Here is a 21,505-nt window from a genome sequence, read left to right as displayed (position 1 = left end):
GAAATGGATGCATAGGTTTAAAACCATGGTCCGTTATCGCTTGTTATTCCTCACTTCTGCTCCAATTTTTCTCACCTTGATTGCTCTGGTTGGGATTACCATTTATTGGTCGATTCATTATACGTGGCACAACGCTTTGCTTGATGTGTCACAACGACTTGGTGTGGCCAATAACAGCATCGAATTGTTGCAAAAAAAGCAAGCAAGCGATGTTAAGTCATTTGCTGAATCATACGACTTTCGCCTCAGAATTAATCAAAGTATGCCTTCTCGTGAGCTACAAGCCTGGGTCAAACAGCAGCGGCATCGCTATGGTTTAGATTTTCTCGCTTTTCAGCCAGTGGGAGCAGCAGATAGTAAATTACGCTATATTGACCTGACGCAGCGAGAATCCTTTTTCGATGTTCTGGAACAAGGTGAACTGAGTCAATTAAACCCTGAACTGGCGTCTCGTGCCGCCGTGTCGATGTATGGTCAAGCAGGTCGAACAGAAACGCGCGGTTTGGTCAGTCGGACAGTTATCCCCATCCGTAACCAAGATAATCAACTCATCGGATTCCTCGATGGTGGTTTACTACTCAACAACAGTACCGTTTTGGTCGATCAACTTCGCGATCTTATTTATCCTGATAACAGTGACCAGTTAAGACCTGTTGGGACCATCACCGTATTCCTTGACGATCTGCGGGTAAGTACCAACGTGCCTTTAAATGACCATGATACACAAGGGCGGGCGGTTGGTACCAAAGTCAGTTCAGTAGTATCAGAACACGTACTAAAAGATGGAAAACATTGGGTCGATCGTGCTTACGTTTACAACGATTGGTATATCACGGCATATCAGCCGTTAAGAGATCAGCACAACAACGTGATTGGCATGCTCTATACCGGTTATTTGATATGGCCATTCGTTAAAGTTTATATGACCAATATTGCTGAAATAAGCGTAATTACCTTGTTGTTATTGCTCGTATCCAGTGCATTGGTCTATCGAGGCTCTCGCGACTTGTTCAAACCCATAGAGCAGATACACAGGGTGGTGAAGCTGGTTCAATTGGGTAAAGAAAAACGAATTGGTGAGCTGGGATTAAACCAAGACCACGAACTCGCACAATTGGCGAAGCAGTTCGACAATATGCTTGATGCTCTGCAAGAACGAAAAATTGAGCTAAAAAATGCTGCCGCTCAGCTTGAACATAAAGTGCAAACACGTACGGCCAGTCTGCGCGAAAAAACGGAACAGCTCGAACTCCACATCCACCTTCTTCATCAAACACGGGATAAATTGGTGGTGCATGAAAAACTGGCTGCGTTAGGGGAACTTACCGCAGGTATCGCTCACGAGATCAACAATCCTACTGCTGTGATATTAGGCAATGTGGAATTGATTCAATTTGAACTTGGCGATGACGCTAAATGCATCCAAGAGGAGCTAGATGCCATACATACTCAAATAGATCGTATTCGATGTATCACCAAGAGTTTGCTGCAATACAGTCGCCAAGGTGGCATACAAGATGAGATCACGTGGCAACATGTGAACCCGATTGTCGACGAAAGCATCACGCTAGTAAAAACCGGTGCAAAAAAACGCGATGTTGAGTTTGTCACAGATTTAAAAGCCCAATCTTCAGTCGAAGTAAACCGACATCATTTACTGCAAATTTTGGTTAACCTGCAAATGAATGCGATTCATGCGATGGGTGGGAAAGGCAAACTGACCGTAACGAGTGAGGATTGGCTAGAGTCTGGCGACGTCAAAGGAGCGGTGATTCACGTGACCGACCAAGGGTGTGGCATTAAACCAGAAAACTTAAACCGTATCTTCTCACCATTCTATACGACCAAGCGCAACGGCACCGGACTTGGACTTTCCGTATCGCAGAGCATTTTGAGCCAAACGGGCGGTGAGTTAAAAGTGGAATCTGAGTGGGGTAAGGGAAGTACCTTTAGCATTTACCTACCCAAGAAAGCTGAATTGATATTGGATGTCATGAACATCGCGTAATAAACCTAATATATTGTTTAAACAAAAAAGGTCAGCACCACTGTGCTGACCTTTGTTCTTTGGTTTATGCTTGTTTTTGTGTTTTGTCTAGTTACCCCGTGTGCACCGCAATTTTGGGCGGGTGAATGCCGTTCTTCTTAAACTCTTTCATGACACGAAGGGTAATGTCCGTTTCAAATAACTTCTCGTAAGACGTATCAACCACATAGGCTTTACACGTGAGCTGAATCGCCAGATAGTTGTCGGTGATTGTTTGTTTTACCAATACGGTGACGGGCTTCGGCAAGTGGATATAGCGGCTTGAAGACGCTGCTTCTTGAATCAAATCACGGGCCAACGTAATGTCTTCGTTCATTCCGACATAAAAGGGAATGACAACCTGCATATCCAGTGCACCGTAGTTTCCGCTGACGACAACTTCACTTAAGAACTTGTTGTTCGGAATAGTAATAATATCGTCGGTTAACGTTCTCATGCGTACAGAGCGTAAACCTATCGCAATAATATCACCGTAATTGCCTTCAAACGTGACGCGGTCACCCACTTGAAACGGTCGATCAACCATAACCGTCATCCCAGCAATAAACGACGCCGCCAAATCCTTAAGCGCGAAACCTACCGATACCGCTAACGTACCACCGATCAAAGCGAGAATTTGATCGTTGATTCGAAAACTCATCATAAATACAACAGAGCCAGCGGTTAAATAGATGAAAAACTGTAAGAAGGATTGCAGCTTTTGCAACAGCATTCGGTACTGAACAAATTGGCTGCCGATACTGTCGACCATAGAATTCATGAACTTGAGCAATAACCAAGTACAAGCAATCACAATTATGGAGAAGAACACGCCACTCCAGCGGATCAGGCTGGCAATTTGCTGAATGTTTTCCACATTAGCGATGTCTTCCGACGCCAAAGTGGAACCACTAAATACAGCAGAGCCACAAAATAGTGAAAAGGCCAATAGGCGAAACGGTTTAATCATTCTACTTTCACTCATCATCATTCTTTCGAAAGTTATTGTTCTGTTGCAATTCATCGTTTTTTCGCAATTCATTGTTTTTTACAATTCATAGTTATTTCGAAAATAACTGTTATTTCACCAATAGATGTTGGCGGTCTAGGACATTGGTTATATGTCGGAACCAGTGATCGGACACACGTGCTTTTTCCTCACGCCATTCAATGAATCCTCGGCTTTGGAAATAGCGTAGCGTGCCAATCACTTCCGCAATACTCAGTTGAGTACACTCGGACAGTTCTTCAGGTGAGGCCGCTTCCAGTTGCACAATCGAACGCAACACCGCCAACATAGGTTTTGGCATTTTTTCAAGCTCTTGCGATTGCGGGGCATGAAACAAGCGCACAACCACTTGTTGGGTCTCTTTATGTTGATGCAGTGAAAGACGGAAAAAGCGCAACGCAACGGTAGGGTTGCCATCCGAGTAGTGCCAAAGTATGCGATAAAAGCCGAGTTTGGCACGTTCTTCTTCGGTGGTATCTTCTTGATCCCACTGTTTCGGTACTTTGAGACCATCGAACGTAACAGGGTGTGGCATGCTCTGGTTAATACGAGTATCAAACAGGGCACTAAGCTGTTTCTCGCTCCAGCGAGGCATAAAGGCTACCCAGTCAAACAACAGTCGCTCACCGCGTGCTCGGTCGACGAATCGCCAACTGGCTTTCTCTATGGCTAACAGCACACGGTGATTTTTTTTGGACCGTCGAAGTAAGTTGGTGATTTTAATCAAGCCACTTAAGCCACCAACCATTGGTTTTACTAGGCGCTGTGCGTTATCGACAGCGATGAAATACGACGTGTCGCTTTTACGCAAGTACGCAAGAACTTGAATCTCTGTGGCATCTTGTTCTAAACCAAACGCTAACGCGAGTTGTTGTAATAGGTCGCTGTAACCTGAGTAAGGGCAGTTGATGTAGATCGGCTGAGCATTCTTTACTTTGCTTAATATCGTACGCAAGAACGTGGTTGTGCCGATACCACGCTCACCAGAAATTACACAAACCGCAGGACTGTCGGTTAATAGGTAGTTGGAAAGTACTTTGAGTTCTTCTGTCGCATACTCGACCAATTTACTCTCCTCACTACCCGGTAAAATATAGTCGAAGGTCTGATCGCCCCGTATACGTACTAGGTTGACATCATCGACATTGTTGCCCGTTTGCTTGGCAACCTCTATTCGAAACAGATAGGCCAACGCCTGGCTAAACATGGTGTAGCCAGACAACATCGCGACAATCCGGTGTTGAAAACTGGTTAGCATAAGCCAAACGGCTGAAATTGCAGTACCGACAATACTTAATAGCATGGTGTCTTTACGGCGAATTGCCCAGTTTACCCAAACCGGGCGATCGGAAAGGCTCTCTGCAACATCAAAGACTTTTGTCCGCCACAAGCGGAGAACTGAGATAGTGACTAACACAAACCAGAAGAACAACGTGGTGTAAATCCACGAATAAATAGTCCCTTTGCCGAGTGTACGTATAGAAATTTGCAGAATTACCCCCGCGACAATCGCACTCCAAACGTAGCGACGAATGGTTGATAAGCGTAGCGCGATGACTTCTGGCGTTGAGCTGCGGCTGTTTCGGTAGGTAAATTCGAGCAAAAAGCTGATCACAATTGATCCGCCCAGTACCCACCAGGTTAATATTTCCAAAATCGCTAAATGCTGCAAGCTCTGAATCTCAGAAAGCACGCGCAGTGATAAGGTGATAGCGATAAGCCAAGCGATGGCCCGATGTGCGCGGCTGACGTACCAGATCAATCGAATCCAGATTGGCGGACTGGTGACATCGTCTAACTGAGTTTCGCGAAACAGATTGATAATGCGTTTACTGTTTGCCAGCCACCAAATTAACCCGAAGTAGATAAACAGCACTTTTATACCAGCCCACACGACGGGAACAGGTGAGATGAGGATTTCGTTAACTAACGATTGGAAAGAACGGATCTGAAAATATATGGAGTATTGGACGTTTAACTCTGTTTGTCGCCACTCTTGCTTAAACTGAGTCACACCATAAGGCCCAAACCCGGTTAGTTTGTCGCGAGTAGCGGAATCCGTTAAGAGTAACAATCGTTCTTTACTCTGACCCAAACTCTTAAGCGTAAGGTAACTTGATTGGGTATCAAACCACTCATCGTCTTTCCCTGTGCTGTGGTAGGCCTTGAGGTGTGATTCAAACACCAGGGTTTGTTTACGCTGCTCGTTCATCACCGCATTAAGCAACTGGTTTACTTTGCGCTTGTCATTCTCCGTCATGAACAAAGGATCTGGCAGTTTATCGACTTCCTGAGCGATGGATTGAACCACAAACGAGGCCGCGGGCTCTGCTTTAAAATCATACTTCCACTCAGCGTGAGATGAGCAGGAAACAACAAGTGCGATTAGCGTGAAAATTCGAACCATGAAATGCATAGTTTTCTCTTAGAACTTAGAAAGTTAGAGTTAGTATAGTGGGTCTGGGGCAATAAGTGAGCTTAAGCTGCGTCAAACACCACTGTTGAACGGCAAGGCTATAGGCTCGAGAGTATAAAGCGTGTCAATATTTGGTTATTCAACGCGTCAGTCTTATACATGAAACGCTGATGGTGAGATGCTATAGGGAAAGTTTTGTTGCTCATTCATCAAAACAACACTTGCAGTGTAAGGCTGTAACCAGTACCGTTGCGCAGTTTTTATAAATACACTCAAATTGCTAAGGTATAGGTTTTGATCTCCACAGCGAATATTACTCAACAATTCGGCGCTAAGCCGCTTTTCGAAAACATCTCAGTTAAGTTCGGCGAAGGTAACCGTTACGGCTTAATTGGGGCAAATGGTTGTGGTAAATCAACCTTCATGAAAATCCTTAGTGGTGAATTAGAACAAACCAGTGGTAACGTGAGTTATGACCCGAATGAACGCGTTGCTAAGCTGAACCAGGATCAGTTCGCATACGAAGAGTTCACGGTTATTGATACGGTTATCATGGGCCACAAAGAACTGTGGGAAGTGAAGCAAGAGCGTGATCGCATCTATTCACTTGCTGAAATGAGCGAAGAAGACGGCATGAAAGTGGCTGACTTAGAAGTTCAGTTCGCGGAAATGGACGGTTACATGGCCGAAGCGAAAGCGGGCGAGCTTCTTCTTGCAGTTGGTATCCCAATGGAGCAGCACTTCGGTCTAATGAGTGAAGTCGCACCGGGTTGGAAACTTCGTGTGCTTCTAGCGCAGGTTCTATTCGCAGACCCAGATGTCATGCTTCTTGACGAACCAACCAACAACTTGGATATGGACACGATCCGTTGGTTGGAAGACACGCTAAACGCGCGTAACTGCACTATGATCATCATCTCGCACGACCGTCACTTCCTAAACTCAGTATGTACGCACATGGCTGACTTGGATTACGGTGAGCTACGCGTTTACCCAGGCAACTACGACGAGTACATGACAGCGGCTTCTCAAGCTCGTGAACGTCTACTCAATGACAACGCGAAGAAGAAAGCACAAATCGCTGAACTGCAAACGTTCGTTGCGCGTTTCTCTGCAAACGCATCGAAAGCAAAACAAGCGACATCTCGTGCGAAGCAAATCGACAAAATCAAGTTGGATGAAGTTAAAGCGTCTAGCCGTCAAAACCCATTCATTCGCTTTGAACAGTCTAAAGAGCTATTCCGTAATGCGCTTATTGTTGAAAACCTAAGCCAAGGTTTTGAAAACGATCTGTTCGCAAACTTTGACGCCATTTTTGAAGTGGGTGAACGTGTTGCGATCATCGGCGAAAACGGTGTGGGTAAAACAACACTGTTGAACACATTAGCGGGTGTTTTAGAACCTCGTACGGGTTCGTACAAGTGGTCTGAGAATTCAAACATTGGTTACTATGCGCAAGATCACGCCCACGATTTCGCAGAAGACCTGAACTTAACTGACTGGATGGGACAGTGGCGCCAAGAAGGCGACGACGAGCAAGTCGTTCGTAGTTTCCTAGGTCGTATGCTATTTGGTCAGGACGATATTAAAAAGTCAGTCAAAGTACTATCTGGTGGCGAACAAGGTCGTATGTTACTAGGTAAGATCATGATGCATAAACCAAACATGCTGCTCATGGATGAACCGACTAACCACATGGATATGGAATCCATCGAGTCACTAAATACGGCACTAGAGCAGTACAAAGGCACGTTGTTCTTTGTCTCGCATGACCGTGTATTCGTTGACTCGTTGGCAACACGTATTCTTGAAATTCGTGACGGTCAAATCACGGACTTTAAAGGCACGTATTCTGAGTTTCTTAAATCACGTGGTGTTGAATAGTAAAGCACTGATACTCAAGTAACTCGCGTTTGATACGAAACAGAAAAGACCTCAATATTGAGGTCTTTTTTTTAATTGATAGTCCATCTATCTATTCTCTGAATTGACCGACTAAGTAAGCATAGATCCCAACGACACCGAATGTAATTACCATCGAGAGCATGATGCCACTTGGCGTTAGCAAAAAATTCCACAACTGGTCATTTTCCATAGTTCACATCCTTTGTGAATTTAAGCAGTCAACCACAGCGATACCCATCGTTCCGAAGAAACATTCACCGAGGTTATCTATTAGTTTACACCAATCAATAGAATTACAATAAATTAATAAATATTTAACGTTCGCCTTTCACATCAAAGTCAATATTGTCCGCGCCAGTAAATACGAGAAAGCGCAATCCTTTTGCCCGTGCAATCGTGGTAATACCAAACTGTTTCGCCAAATCGAGGCCCATTTGCGTCACGCCAGAACGGGAAAGCAGCACAGGAATTCCCATTTGCGCGACTTTGATGACCATTTCAGATGTCAGTCTTCCCGTGGTATAAAAGATTTTATCTTCGCCACTTTGTTGGTTGAGCCACATCTCACCGGCTAGGGTATCAACGGCGTTGTGTCGGCCCACATCCTCAACGAACGAAACAACTTGGTTCCCCTGGCAAACCGCGCATCCGTGTACCGCGCCTGCTTTTTTGTATGTGTCGTTATAATGAGTTAATGCTTCTAACGCAGCATAAATCTCGGACTGTTTAAACTGAACTTGAGGAACTTGATAGTTCTCAAGACTTTTCATAACGTTGCCGTACATCGTGCCTTGACCACAGCCAGAGGTAACGGTTTTCTTTTTTAACGCCCCTTCCAAATGCTCGGTGTTTTCTGCAGTGATGACAGCAGCTGTACTGGTTTCCCAATCAATGATGACCGATTCTATCGCTTCTGGATCAGATAAGAAGCTTTGGTTTTTCAAATAGCCCAACACCAATGCTTCAGGGCGCGAACCCAGCGTCATCAGTGTCACGACTTCTTTCCAGTTTAACATCACCGTGAGAGGGCGTTCGCAGGCAACTTGTTTTACTAATTTTTCGCCATACTCGTCATACACCTCGACTTCCATGGTTTGCAGGGGATTGTCACTGGTTTTAATTATATTTGGTTTTACCACAGTCTTTTCCTAATGCGTGAGGGAGGTAGGGGTTGTCCCAGTTCAATGTTTTTCGATGGTACGTTTTTTCTAAATTCAATAAGCAACAGAAATAAGTACTAAACAGAACTCAAAAGCAAATCTTATTCCAACATAGCGTTTAACAGCATCAATACCTACGATGAACAAAATACCAACCAATAACGTCAATATCGCAATAATGACACAACTATCAGTTTGAGGTTTGTTAACTCAGCAACTTAACTTAAACATAATAGAGTATAGAATCCAATATGACTGGCTCGGTTATTGCTTTAGTTAATGCTTAATGCTTAATGCTTAATGTTACAGGTAATCAGGCCTTGCATGATGGAGTCAATACTTATCTCTGTATTACAAAACAAAAAACTGGTGAGTTATGTCTAATAATATCGATCATATTTACGAGAAGACGGAAGATTCGTGGCCTCTTGGTATAGAGCTTGTTGAACATGAAATCAGCACAAGCATCTGGGTAACAACTCAATGGCAATTGACTGGATTTGATTTAACACCATCAAAAGAGAACAAACGTATTTGCTTGTTGCAACTGTATAAAGATGAGCGCACAGACTACCGCTTCAACTTAAGCTCGCGTCAACCTAAACTCTTTCTTGTCATGGATAACCTAGACTCGGGTGAACAACCGACTATTCAACTTATCACTGCTTCTCAGTCGGTTGCCGCTCGTTACATGGATAGCGATAATCTCGTATTGTCGAATGCGATGCCACTTGCGGTACAAGCATGGATGGAAGCGTTTATAGGTCGTCATGGTGAGTTGCTAGAAGTCAAACGTAAGAAGCGAAACGGAGCAGGTAGAGCGAATGGCAACTAGCTTTTTAAGCCGTTGGTCAAAACGAAAGTTAGAAGAGTCAACGCGTTCTGACGCAAACTATGTGCAGAATGTTGATGCTACTCCTTCCGCTGTGCCTAACGTTATTGAGCAAAATGAGACTCAAGATTTGCAGTCTGATGAGGCATCAACCTTAAGTTCTGAGCGTTCGACTGACGAGCCTTCCAATGCGGAACATAACGTTGCGTTATCATCAGCGGAGGTGGCTCTATCGGGAGACGAAACTTTATCTTCAAACGAAACGACGCTCTCGACATCGCAACCGGAGAACAGTGACGAAGAAGAACCGAGCATTGCAGCGCTGTTGGTTTCAGAAGCGTCAGAAAGCGTAAAGAAAGCGGCACTGCGTAAATTGTTTCTTTCGGAAGAGTTTAACGTCCGCGATGGTTTGGATGATTACGATGACGACTACAGTAACTTAACGTCGTTATCAAAAGAGGTTGCTGATACGCTAAGAGATTGGGTTAGAGACGAAACAGAACCCGAGCTTGAAGAAGACGCTGGTCAAGCGCATGCTCACCAAGAAGAACGGGTAGCAGAGAATAACCAAGAAATTCCGCCATCATTGAACGCCGACAAAACGGACATTCATGACGTCGACACGCACGAAACCACCCACAATGCGTCCGAAGATGACGGCATCCATGCTGAGATGAATACATCATCAAGAGAACATGCAGATCAAGAGGTTTCGGGTTCAGATACCGCTTCTCTGTCAGACCTTCATGTGGATGATTTAAACCAAACGAATGAATTAGGACAAAATATACCACATAAAAAGTAGGTACATTTTGACTGAACACCAAACGAACCGAGCGGGACAAAATGTCTCACTCGGTTTTTTTGTCCTTACTAAAAGAGTTGGTTCTTTATAAATTATTGAAATATAGGAAATATTTATTTGGCACAGCGCTTGCTATAAGTTGCTTAATATTCATCTAATTGAAAATGACAATCGTGTACCTGGTGTGAAACATGGGTTAACTGCGTTACAACACTTGTCAGTTAATCGGCAGAATCTCCGCGGCTAACTACACTGAAAGATGGAAAACACCATAATCCATATACATAAATGGAATGAGCAATGCTGAAGCAACTATTACAACAAGCAACTTCTAGTAACGGGAAAGCGAGGCTTTATGCCTTCGAAAATACTGTCGAACTGACTAATTTGATCCCACCTACAGTCAGTTATGAAAGTGGGGGGCATACACTGATCGTCGGCCCTACAGCGATCATCGAAAGTGCGGTCACACAGTTATCACAAATGAACAGCCTGACTCTGCTTTCGACTGATGGTGAAAAGGGCACCTATCCTGAGCTTTACTACGCGAACTCTGTCCAGATCTCGGGTTTTCTCGGAACCTTTGAAGTTATCATAGAAAACAAAGGCACCAGCAATAACTTGGCCAAAGTAGCGATCAATCACGATTGCTTTGATATCGTTCTCGATCTTTGTCTCAGCAGCTGTATGTCTGAGGAAGTCCCGGTGCCTGGTTATTATCCGGTAGGACGCGGCTATCCCAAACTAGCTGAAGCACTGGAAGAAATTCCGACGCTCATGGGGACATTTGATAAGCCAAAATTCTTCCGTTTAGATACCGATTTATGTGCGCACAGCTCTCGAGGTGTGAAAGGCTGTGAACGTTGTGTCGATGCTTGTCCAGCCGGTGCATTGTCGAGTGAAGGCAGTGACAAGACAGGACATCGAATCGAGATCAACCCATATCTGTGTCAAGGCGTGGGAACCTGTGCAACCGCATGTCCTACAGAAGCGATTCACTATGCACTCCCTGAGCCTCAAGATACGCAAAAATTCATTGAGCGTACGCTAGCAAACTATCGCAGCGCCGGGGGAACTGACCCAGTCGTTCTTATCTGCAGTTCACGCCATGAAACGTATAACGTAATGGCCCTCAAAGCATTGCCAGATAACGTGATTCCCATCGTTGTTGAAGAGCTCCCTTCCGTGGGTATTGATACGTGGTTTGCTGCGCTAGTGAATGGTGCGACACAGGTTCTATTCGCCGCTTCGCGATTCATGCCAGAAACCATTATTCGTGTACTCAACAGTGAAGTGGGGATAGCCCAAGAACTCCTTCAACAACTGGATATAGCAAAAGAAACGGTTGATATTCTTTATCTTGAATCGCTTCGTGAAGGCATGCCAACGCTGTGTACTGATTCATTTGGTATAGCGCTAGGGGACTTAGAAGGAAATAAACGTCAGCGTCTGTTTACGGCGCTAGATGCACTTGCGGAATCTCGTTCAACAGAAACCGTGGTCAACCTTCCTGTTAATGCTCCGTATGGCAGTGTGTCTTGTGATAGCAGCGGCTGTACCTTGTGTATGAGCTGTGTAGCGGTTTGTCCGACTCGTGCGCTACATACTGATGGTCAATCGCCATCACTTAAATTTGTTGAGCAAGATTGTGTTCAGTGTGGATTGTGCGACAAAGCATGCCCAGAGAATGTATTAACACTGGTTCCAAGAATGAATTGGGACAAAGAGGCACGTCAAAAGCCCGTGGTCATTCATGAAGAAAAGGCCGCTGAATGTCTTCGTTGTCACAAGCCATTTGCTCCGCAGTCGATGATCGACATGCTGCAAAACAAACTTCGTGGACACTCTCACTTCACCGATGAGGCCGCAATTAACCGTATTGCCATGTGTGAAGATTGCCGGGTCGTGGATATGTTTGAGTCCATGGCTGAAGATCCAATGAAACAACTCAAGTATTAGGAGTTCGCTGTGGACAACCACCAAGAACAAGAGCAAACACTGAGAACTGAAATATACCTAATTTTGTCAGCACTTTTTCGTAGCGCGCCTTCGGCAGAGGTGATCGAGTTTCTGAAATCACTGGAAGTTGAATCCTCACAAAGTGCGATGCAACAAGCTTGGCTTTCACTTCAACAAGCTGCAAACAGTACAAGCAGTGAAGATCTCGAAGACGAATATCAAGACCTTTTCATAGGAATTGGTCGTGGTGAAGTGGTGCCGTTTGCCTCTTGGCATCTTACCGGTTCAATGATGGAAAAGCCGTTGGCGGAGATCCGTCACGATCTTAAATTGCTTGGTATTGAGCGAGAAGAGAATGTTAAAGAGCCGGAAGATCATATTTCAGCTTTATGCGAAGTCATGGCCATGCTCACCAATGAAGATGAAGAACTTCAACAAGTAGTGTTTAACAAGCACATCGCGCCATGGTTTAACCGCTTTACGCGTCAGCTTGAAAACGCAGAGAGTGCAAACTTTTATAAGCCAGTATCTCAGCTGTGTCAGGCGTTTTTAACCTTGGAACAAGTGCGCTTTAGTGAGAATACCAAAAGCAGTAAAGCAAAATTAAAAATTGATGTGAAAAACGTCACCGATTACGAGTGATCAAGATGAGTCATATCGATAGAGAGGCATCAGCCTCCGAAAGTCTACCGACAGGTAAGGAAGCAATGATGAAAGATAACAATGAGATTAACAAAAGCCGTAGGGATATCCTCAAAGGCATAACGAGCGCTGCCGTTGCTGGAGCAGTTGTCGCGGGAACGACCAAAGCTGCGGTTGCGTCAGAAAAGATCGAGCCTTCAGAAAATGAAGTAAAAACCAAAGGCTACCGTGAAACGCAACACATTCGTGATTACTACGACACACTATAGGAGATAACCGATGAAACTCGTTAAACGCTCCGATAGTGTGAGCAAAGAAACCAATCAACTAGGCGTATCACGCCGTGCTTTTATTAAGAACACCTCATTTGCTGCTGGTGGTGCTGTCGTAGGGGCAAGTTTATTCGCGCCGGGCATGATGAAAAAAGCGCAAGCTAAAGCCGTTGACCCAGATGCTAAAACGGAAATCAAGCGCACGATCTGTTCTCACTGTTCTGTCGGTTGTGGTATTTACGCTGAGGTTCAAAATGGCGTTTGGACAGGGCAGGAGCCTGCATTCGATCACCCATTTAATGCTGGTGGACATTGCGCGAAAGGTGCGGCCTTGCGTGAACACGGGCATGGTGAACGACGTCTTAAATACCCAATGAAGCTTGAAAACGGCAAATGGAAAAAATTGTCTTGGGAACAAGCGATAGAAGAAATTGGGAACAAAGTTTTAGACATTCGTGAAGAGTCGGGGCCTGATTCTGTGTACTTCTTAGGAAGTGCGAAACACAGCAATGAGCAAGCGTACTTATTCCGGAAAATGGCATCGCTTTGGGGGACAAATAACGTTGACCACCAAGCCCGTATTTGTCACTCAACAACGGTAGCGGGCGTAGCAAACACGTGGGGCTACGGAGCGATGACCAACTCTTTTAACGACATGCATAACTGTAAGTCGATGCTGTTCATTGGTTCTAACCCTGCAGAGGCGCACCCTGTCGCCATGCAGCATATCTTAATCGCCAAAGAAAAGAACAACTGTAAAATCGTGGTTGCCGATCCTCGTCGTACTCGCACGGCGGCAAAATCTGATCATTACGTGTCGCTTCGTCCCGGCTCTGACGTCGCCTTTATTTGGGGTGTGTTATGGCACATCTTCGAAAACCAATGGGAAGATAAAGAGTTTATCCGTCAACGTGTATTTGGTATGGATGAAATTCGGGCGGAAGTTGCCAATTGGACACCAAGCGAAGTTGAGCGTGTTACCGGTGTAGCAGAGAAAGACGTCTACCACACAGCGAAACTGCTTGCGGAAAATCGTCCTGGTTGCATCGTCTGGTGTATGGGCGGCACGCAGCACACCACAGGTAACAACAATACACGTGCATACTGTGTACTTGAGCTTGCACTCGGTAACATCGGTAAATCTGGTGGTGGTGCAAACATTTTCCGTGGTCATGATAACGTACAAGGTGCAACCGACCTTGGGGTGCTGTCAGATACACTGCCAGGCTACTATGGGTTGTCTGAAGGGGCATGGCGTCATTGGTCCAAAGTCTGGGACGTCGACTTCGAGTGGGTAAAAGCACGTTTCGATGACAATGAATACAGCGGCCAAAAACCAATGCACAGTGCAGGTATTCCGGTATCGCGTTGGATTGATGGTGTATTAGAAAACAAAGATAACATTCGACAACGTGAAAATATCCGCGCGATGTTCTATTGGGGTCATGCGGTAAACTCGCAAACTCGTGGCGTCGAAATGAAAAAAGCGATGCAGAAACTGGATATGATGGTTATCGTTGACCCATACCCAACGGTTGCCGCGGTCATGAACGATCGTACCGATGGCGTTTATCTGCTTCCTGCGACAACTCAGTTTGAAACTTACGGTAGTGTTACCGCCTCAAACCGCTCTTTACAGTGGCGTGACCAAGTGGTTGCCCCTCTCTTTGAGTCAAAACCTGACCACGAAATCATGTACCTATTGTCGAAAAAGCTTGGCTTTGACGACGTGCTGTTCAAAAACATTCGTGTCGAAAACAACCAGCCACTGATTGAAGACCTTACCCGTGAATTCAACAAAGGCATGTGGACCATTGGTTACACAGGTCAAAGCCCTGAACGTCTGAAAGCGCACCAGCAAAACTGGCATACGTTCCACAAAACCACACTTGAAGCTGAAGGCGGACCAATCAACGGTGAAACGTACGGTCTACCTTGGCCATGTTGGGGAACGCCAGAAATGGCGCACCCAGGTACGCACATTCTTTACGATACGTCGAAAACGGTTGCAGAAGGCGGCGGTAACTTCCGTACGCGTTTTGGCGTTGAGTTTGAAGGTAAAAACCTGCTCGCAGAAGACAGTTACTCCAAGGGCAGTGAGATCAAAGACGGCTATCCAGAATTTACAGACAAGTTACTAAAACAGCTTGGTTGGTGGGATGACCTAACCGCGGAAGAAAAAGCCGCAGCAGAAGGCAAAAACTGGAAAACCGATCTGTCTGGTGGTATTCAGCGCGTCGCGATCAAGCACGGTTGTATCCCATTTGGTAACGCGAAAGCACGCGCTATTGTATGGACATTCCCAGACCGCGTTCCGCTTCACCGAGAACCGCTTTACACACCAAGACGTGACCTTGTCACGGATTATCCAACTTGGGAAGATAAAGAAGCGATCTTCCGTGTTCCAACGTTGTACAAATCTATCCAAGATCAAGACAAATCAGGGGAGTACCCAATTGTTCTGACCTCTGGACGCTTAGTTGAATACGAAGGCGGCGGTGACGAAACACGTTCAAACCCATGGCTGGCTGAACTACAGCAAGAGATGTTTGTAGAGGTGAACCCGAAAGACGCGAACGATCTCGGTTTCAGAGATGGTGACGATGTTTGGGTCGAAGGTGCAGAAAAAGGGCGAATTAAAGTGAAAGCGATGGTAACGCGTCGTGTTAAACCAGGTTTAGCTTTTATTCCGTTCCACTTTGGTGGCGAATTTGAAGGTGAAGATCTTCGTCCTAAATACCCTGAAGGTACTCAGCCTTATATTAGCGGTGAATCTGCGAACACGGCGACCACGTATGGTTATGACCCTGTTACGTTAATGCAGGAAACCAAAGTCACCCTATGTAACATTCGTAAAGCGTAAGGAGTCTACCCATGGCACGAATGAAATTCCTATGTGACACCAAACGCTGTATCGAATGTAACGGTTGTGTCACAGCATGTAAGAACGAAAATGATGACGCACTTGAGTGGGGTATTCAGCGCCGCCGAGTCGTCACATTGAATGATGGCGAAGCGGGTGAAAACTCGATTTCAGTCGCGTGTATGCATTGTACCGATGCACCTTGTATGGCGGTTTGTCCGGCAGACTGTTTTGAGCACACCGAAGATGGCATTGTACTGCACAATAAAGACCTTTGTATCGGTTGTGGTTACTGTCTGTTTGCGTGTCCGTTTGGCGCGCCGCAGTTTCCAAAACAAGAAGCATTTGGTGAACGCGGTAAGATGGACAAATGTACCTTCTGTGCAGGCGGCCCGGAAACCGAAGCTGGTTCTGAGGAAGAGCGTCTAAAATACGGTGCAAACCGTATCGCAGAAGGCAAACTGCCGATGTGTGCAGAGTTATGTTCAACAAAAGCACTGTTAGCTGGTGACGCTAACAAAGTGTCTGATGTTTTCCGCCAGCGTGTCGTTGAACGTGGCGCGAAAAACGCAGGCTGGACAGACGGAAACGACCTTTCTTACGACGCAACCAAAAGCTAGGTAAGGAGAGACTCATGTTAAACATTTTGAAACGTGCGTCTCTGGCAATGTTGTCACTCATGGCAACATTGCTGCTCACTTTTGCCATACCAGCGTCAGCACAAGCGGCGTCGTCTGATGTTGCACAGCAAGAAATGACACAACTTGCAGGTGCTGACTATTGGCGTCAAGTGAGAGAGGGGCAAGAAGGCTATACGACGTCACAGGGCGCAGAGCATGGCGTGTTAATTAGTACGCCAGGTGGGACGTGGTACATCCTAAAAGAAAAATGGATGTCACCAGCAGGCGCCATTGCCATCTTTGGTAGTATCGCCATTGTTGTTATGGCGTACATCTTTGTCGGCCCTTTAATGCTCAGTAAACCGCGTACCGGAAGAAAACTACTACGTTGGACCCGTTTAGATCGCGCGTTGCACTGGAGCATGGCGTTTACATTTTTAACGCTGGCGTTTAGCGGACTCATGTTGGTCTACGGTAAGCACTTTCTTAAGCCGTACATACCCACTGAGTTTTGGGGCTTTATCGTCATGCTGGCAAAACAGTACCACAACTACATGGGGCCGCTGTTCTTCATCTTATTGATCTTGGTGCTTTTAAAATGGTGGCGTAAATCCATCCCTAACATGACTGACGTCCGTTGGTTCATGAAAATGGGTGGTATGATGGGCAAGCACAAAGGCACACATCCATCCGCGGGGTTCTCGAATGGCGGTGAAAAAGCGATCTACTGGCTTTTGATTTTCTTTGGCTTAATAGCAGCAGCCAGTGGCCTGATTTTAGACTTCCCAATCTTTGACCAAACTCGACGCGATATGGAACTGTCTAACCTCGTTCACGGTATTTCGGCACTGATTCTTATCTGTGGCTTTATTTTCCACATCTACATTGGCCTATTCGGTATGGAAGGTGCGTTGGAAGGTATGGTGACTGGTGAAGTCGACGAAACATGGGCGAAAGAACACCATGACCTTTGGTATGAAGAAGTGAAGTCAAAAGAAGCGATGGGCGAAGCGGGGACATCAACACCCCAGAACAAAGGAGCGAAACCGAATGAACAAACATCATAACGGGATTTGGGTTGCGTATATCCTAAGTTGCTTTACCCCGTTTACATTTTTGATCTCAGGCGTTATCGCCATTGTTTATGCTGGCTATCGTTTGGATAAAGGTGAAGACAGCGAAGTGGTGATATCCCATTACTATGGGCTAATCCGTACGTTCTTCTTGTACCTTACGTTCTTTGTGGTTTTGATCGTCACGGTTGCAACATCCAACGGGGTTTTAGTTGGGGTGAGCGACTATTGGGTGAAGAGCACAATGCTGGATTCCATCGCCTACGTTATCCCATGGATAGGGATGTTGTTCGCGGCACTGGCCATCTTGGTGTGGTTTATCCGCATGTATCAAGGCATGACACAATTGAAGAACAACCAACCTCATAGCCCGTCAACAGGCCCAAACTTGTGATGGTTAGTTAATAAAAACGGTCCGGAATAGGGCCGTTTTTTTCAGCGAAACGATAAGGAAAGAGCGGAATATTAGGCTCTATCAATAAGGCTGTTTAAATATACAGTAATTTTGATTTGGCGCGCTTTCAAAAATTAAGCTGCTTTTTGCGGCATAGTTCTTACTGTCAATACACAGATTAATGTTAAATTGTCATTATTTCATATACATAAGTGCTAGTATCTATAACAGAGTTAGATTGAAAGAAGGCGCAAGGCGTAGCTGAAAAGCGGCGCTAAGCCTTATAGAAAGCGGTATATGCCCAGGGTGGCGTGATGATTTTAGGAGCATATTTTTGAAAACATTGATCAATTCGTTGCAAGAAAATACTGTCAGTAGACTTAAAAATCCGTTGGTAGGAGCTTACGTGTTTTCATGGACAATATGGAATATTGCAGATGTAATGCTGTTTATTCTTAGCAGTAATGCTGAGAAGATAACGATGATCAATGACTCTACCTTTGAATTAGCTAATGACTTGCTATTTCCATTAGGTATATCTCTTGTTTATCTGCTAGTGGTGCCTATCTTAAATATGCTTTACGAGCGTATAGTGGATGGAGTAATTAATAAGTATCGTAACGCATTTAAGCAAAAAACTTTGCAAGAGCATTATTATACCGTTAAAAGAACAACTATCGCCAAGCTGGATTCAGACGAAGAAGAAAACCGAAAACTGCGCGATAGACAGCTAGATACATGGGCTGACGAAAAGCAACGAATGTCAGAAACTATCATCCAGTTTAGATCTGAACATGCTGAAAAGATGGCTAAGATTGATAACGAAATATCCAGTTATCGAGAAGAAATTCAGCGGCTAACATCTGAAGTATACGACCTCGGAACTAGAGAAGAGTCAATTAGACAAGAATTAACTCATATTGTACGTGACGTAGGTTTGGGGATCGAAAAACTCACATACCTAAAAAATCTGCCTGAGAGTGCATTATCTCTAACTAAGGATATCAGTGATACAACCAAGCGTGCTCATAAGGTTTTGAATCTGCCTTTGTTAATGCCGAATTCTCCTAATTCGTACAATGAACCTCCGATGGACTTCGACGATGAAATTCCATTTTAGCGGGCATATAACAAAACAATTTAAGAGTGATTTAGCACGCTTGGCATTTTTGGTTTGGGTCTAGTTTAGTGATTATGGCGTCCAGTTTGAGTGTTGTGGTAGCGTGCTTGACACCTTAATTGGGCTACATGGACTCCCTCTTTTGTCAACAACAGTTCTCTCTGACAACAGTGGATCGGACAGCAGCTCTACATTCGGTATTTGACAGGCTTTATTGCCATTACCTTGATGATATTCGCTTGGTACCAGCCTCATTCGTTAGACAGTATTTTCTACTTCCCAATTAAACAGGCTTTGATACCTCGGTCTGACCGTATTGTCATCAATTGCTATTGTGTTGACTCGGTGGGGTTAACCGTTGATATAGTTAACTTTGTACTCGTTTCCCGAAGTCAGTAACGCCCAGATAATTCGGGCATTTTTAGCAGCTAAAGCGGCGGTTGCTCGCTTATAGCCACGACGTTCAACTAATTGTTGTAACCAGAGACTGTTTCTATCCGTTTTGTCTTTGCATCTTGCTATAACAGCGCGTGCTCCATGAATAAGTAACGTACGGATGTGTTTATCGCCTCGTTTGGTTATACGCCCAAGTTGGACGTGACCGCCAGTGGTATATTGTCTTGGCACAAGCCCAATCCATGCGGCAAATTGGCGACTGGAGCGAAATTGTTTTCCATCAGAAACGGTAGCAATGATGGCTGTTGCACTATGTTCTCCCACGCCAGGAATAGTCATGAGCTTTTTAGCTTCTTTCATCTGACTGACGAGTGTATAAATTTTGCGGTCGTATCGCAGTACTTCGTCGTTGATATCGTGGATGCGATTGATTAAGTCATAAAGCAGTTCGCGAGCCAGCATAGGCAACCCATTTTCAGCATCTTCAAGAATGCTGGAAATGGTATTTTGGAGTGGGTATCGACCTTGAGGAATAATAATACCGAATTCAGAAAGTAATCCACGTAACTGATTAATGGTGGCGGTGCGGTTTTTAATCAGACCATGTCGAATGCGATGCAGGGTAAGCACAGCTTGTTGCTCTGCACTTTTAATAGCGACAAACCGCGTCTTGGGACGGCTGACGGCTTCACATATGGCTTCAGCATCATTGGCATCGTTCTTTTCATTTTGCCGATAAGGGATAACAAACTTCGAAGCCATAATGCGAGGGGTATGCCCAAGTTTACTCAGTTCTCTCGCCCAATGATGAGCGCCAGAGCAAGCTTCCATACCGACTAAGCAGGGCGCTAGGTTGGCGAAGATCTCTAACAGTCTGTTTCTTTTAACCGTTTTGCGTAGTACACACTTGCCATATGCATCAACGCCATGAATACTGAAGACATTCTTGGCGAGGTCAATGCCAATAGTTTGAATGGTGGACATAGTCACCTCCGTATTATCAACGTGTCATAAGTAACTATGGCACGTGAAGTGTCAGGTAGAGGGAGTCCATATCATTCGTTAGATATTTGAGAGAAAACATGAGTCTTCAGAAAACACAACATGAACTATTTCGACAGTTTTTCGAAAAACCTACTCGAGGCTTTTTGAAAGAGATCTTTAATGACAATATTGGTGAAAGAGACTATCTAGATTTTAAGGCAGAGTGGCCCCAACTTGAGCAAGTCTCTAAACATGTTTTGGCGTTAGCAAATAGTGGGGGCGGCGCAATTATCTTTGGTGTCGCAGAAGACTCCGATGGAGAATTTGATAATAGAGGGTTAGAAAGGCTAGTAGATATGGCCGATCTAAGTAAAACTCTTAAAAAATTCATCCCAAGCCAAGTGAAATATGACGTCTTTAACTTTGTATACGATGAATCAGAACCAAAATTAGTCGGTAAAAAGTTTCAAGTACTGCTTGTCGAGTATTCAGAAAAGCTACTACCAGTACTTTGCTTGAAAGAAGGTAATGGACTGAAGTCTAGCGTCGTATACGTTCGGGATGGGACTCAATCCATAGTTGCAAATAGAGAGCAATTAGAACTTCTAATAAATGCCCGTATTGATACCGAATATTCGTCAACTCCTACACTAGAGCTTGGTTATCATCTTGAACAGCTAAAAACACTGTGCGAACAAGTTAATGTCTTAGAGCAAGAAGAAATTTTTGACTCTAACCATGGGCTTAGAGAGTTTCTAGATTTCCAGGGTGACAAAATATACTCTTCATTTTTGTATGAAATGATTGAGCACAAGAAGCAGATAATCAAAACAATGCTGCAATAAATATCTAACACATATGAGCCTTCTGCCTGTCAATAGACAATACTGTTCCTTTGGCTGCGTTAGCAGCCAACCCTTCTCGAACAACAAAGTTATCTACTTCGCTTTGTCATTTCGGTCATCGAGCATTGCTTACGACAAACACATATAGAGGATCTCTTATTGCGGTCTCTCCGCTGCCTATGGC

The 21,505-nt window shown here is 44.9% G+C and carries 17 protein-coding genes; 13 read left to right on the top strand and 4 right to left on the bottom strand.

Annotated features, from left to right (window positions below):
* Window positions 1–25 precede the first annotated feature (25 nt).
* Window positions 26–2,008, top strand: coding sequence for a sensor histidine kinase (locus ONE56_RS06950; protein WP_423840498.1), 1,983 nt, complete (start codon window positions 26–28; stop codon window positions 2,006–2,008).
* 91 nt (window positions 2,009–2,099) lie between these two features.
* On the opposite strand, the gene ONE56_RS06945 is transcribed toward ONE56_RS06950, so the two are convergent.
* A complete protein-coding gene (locus tag ONE56_RS06945; RefSeq protein WP_331437445.1) occupies window positions 2,100–2,996 on the bottom strand; it encodes a mechanosensitive ion channel family protein in 897 nt (298 codons plus the stop codon).
* 109 nt (window positions 2,997–3,105) lie between these two features.
* A complete protein-coding gene (locus ONE56_RS06940; protein WP_423839545.1) occupies window positions 3,106–5,451 on the bottom strand; it encodes an ATP-binding protein in 2,346 nt (781 codons plus the stop codon).
* Between the two features lie 294 nt (window positions 5,452–5,745).
* On the opposite strand from ONE56_RS06940, the gene ONE56_RS06935 reads away from it, so the two are divergent.
* A complete protein-coding gene (locus ONE56_RS06935) occupies window positions 5,746–7,335 on the top strand; it encodes an ABC-F family ATPase (protein WP_423839544.1) in 1,590 nt (529 codons plus the stop codon).
* Between the two features lie 335 nt (window positions 7,336–7,670).
* On the opposite strand, the gene ONE56_RS06930 is transcribed toward ONE56_RS06935, so the two are convergent.
* Entirely contained in the window at window positions 7,671–8,495 is an 825-nt protein-coding gene (locus ONE56_RS06930) for a formate dehydrogenase accessory sulfurtransferase FdhD (protein WP_041154345.1), read from the bottom strand.
* A gap of 397 nt (window positions 8,496–8,892) precedes the next feature.
* Here ONE56_RS06930 and ONE56_RS06925 point away from each other — a divergent pair, with 397 nt between their 5' ends.
* From ONE56_RS06925 to ONE56_RS06880, 10 genes are all read left to right on the top strand, one after another.
* On the top strand, window positions 8,893–9,351 hold the full coding sequence (locus tag ONE56_RS06925) for a DUF3305 domain-containing protein (RefSeq protein WP_041154344.1): 459 nt from the start codon (window positions 8,893–8,895) through the stop codon (window positions 9,349–9,351).
* Window positions 9,341–10,153, top strand: coding sequence for a DUF3306 domain-containing protein (locus ONE56_RS06920; protein WP_423839543.1), 813 nt, complete (start codon window positions 9,341–9,343; stop codon window positions 10,151–10,153). Before ONE56_RS06925 ends, ONE56_RS06920 begins: the two co-directional genes overlap by 11 nt.
* Window positions 10,154–10,453: 300 nt before the next feature.
* Window positions 10,454–12,112: a 4Fe-4S dicluster domain-containing protein gene (locus tag ONE56_RS06915; protein WP_423839542.1), complete on the top strand. Its 1,659-nt coding sequence runs from the start codon at window positions 10,454–10,456 to the stop codon at window positions 12,110–12,112.
* Window positions 12,113–12,121: 9 nt separating this feature from the next.
* Window positions 12,122–12,754 (top strand): TorD/DmsD family molecular chaperone, encoded by a 633-nt coding sequence (locus tag ONE56_RS06910; RefSeq protein WP_423839541.1) that lies wholly within the window; start codon window positions 12,122–12,124, stop codon window positions 12,752–12,754.
* A 68-nt stretch (window positions 12,755–12,822) separates the two neighbouring features.
* Window positions 12,823–13,023: a transcriptional initiation protein Tat gene (locus ONE56_RS06905; protein ID WP_423840497.1), complete on the top strand. Its 201-nt coding sequence runs from the start codon at window positions 12,823–12,825 to the stop codon at window positions 13,021–13,023.
* Window positions 13,024–13,033: 10 nt separating this feature from the next.
* Window positions 13,034–15,889: a formate dehydrogenase subunit alpha gene (locus tag ONE56_RS06900; protein WP_423839540.1), complete on the top strand. Its 2,856-nt coding sequence runs from the start codon at window positions 13,034–13,036 to the stop codon at window positions 15,887–15,889.
* Window positions 15,890–15,900: 11 nt separating this feature from the next.
* Window positions 15,901–16,509 (top strand): formate dehydrogenase FDH3 subunit beta, encoded by a 609-nt coding sequence (gene fdh3B / locus ONE56_RS06895; RefSeq protein WP_041154338.1) that lies wholly within the window; start codon window positions 15,901–15,903, stop codon window positions 16,507–16,509.
* Between the two features lie 14 nt (window positions 16,510–16,523).
* Window positions 16,524–17,576, top strand: coding sequence for a formate dehydrogenase subunit gamma (locus ONE56_RS06890; RefSeq protein WP_423839539.1), 1,053 nt, complete (start codon window positions 16,524–16,526; stop codon window positions 17,574–17,576).
* On the top strand, window positions 17,560–17,976 hold the full coding sequence (locus ONE56_RS06885; protein ID WP_041154336.1) for a hypothetical protein: 417 nt from the start codon (window positions 17,560–17,562) through the stop codon (window positions 17,974–17,976). Before ONE56_RS06890 ends, ONE56_RS06885 begins: the two co-directional genes overlap by 17 nt.
* A 334-nt stretch (window positions 17,977–18,310) precedes the next feature.
* Window positions 18,311–19,096, top strand: coding sequence for a hypothetical protein (locus tag ONE56_RS06880; RefSeq protein WP_423839538.1), 786 nt, complete (start codon window positions 18,311–18,313; stop codon window positions 19,094–19,096).
* A gap of 351 nt (window positions 19,097–19,447) precedes the next feature.
* On the opposite strand, the gene ONE56_RS06875 is transcribed toward ONE56_RS06880, so the two are convergent.
* Entirely contained in the window at window positions 19,448–20,476 is a 1,029-nt protein-coding gene (locus ONE56_RS06875; RefSeq protein ID WP_423839537.1) for an IS110 family transposase, read from the bottom strand.
* Window positions 20,477–20,574: 98 nt separating this feature from the next.
* Here ONE56_RS06875 and ONE56_RS06870 point away from each other — a divergent pair, with 98 nt between their 5' ends.
* Entirely contained in the window at window positions 20,575–21,321 is a 747-nt protein-coding gene (locus ONE56_RS06870; RefSeq protein WP_423839536.1) for a helix-turn-helix domain-containing protein, read from the top strand.
* Window positions 21,322–21,505 lie beyond the last annotated feature (184 nt).

Source organism: Vibrio mytili (assembly GCF_049563345.1).
Lineage (GTDB): Bacteria > Pseudomonadota > Gammaproteobacteria > Enterobacterales > Vibrionaceae > Vibrio > Vibrio mytili.
Note: the sequence above shows the minus strand (reverse complement) of the source record. Positions and strands in the feature narration are given on the sequence as shown.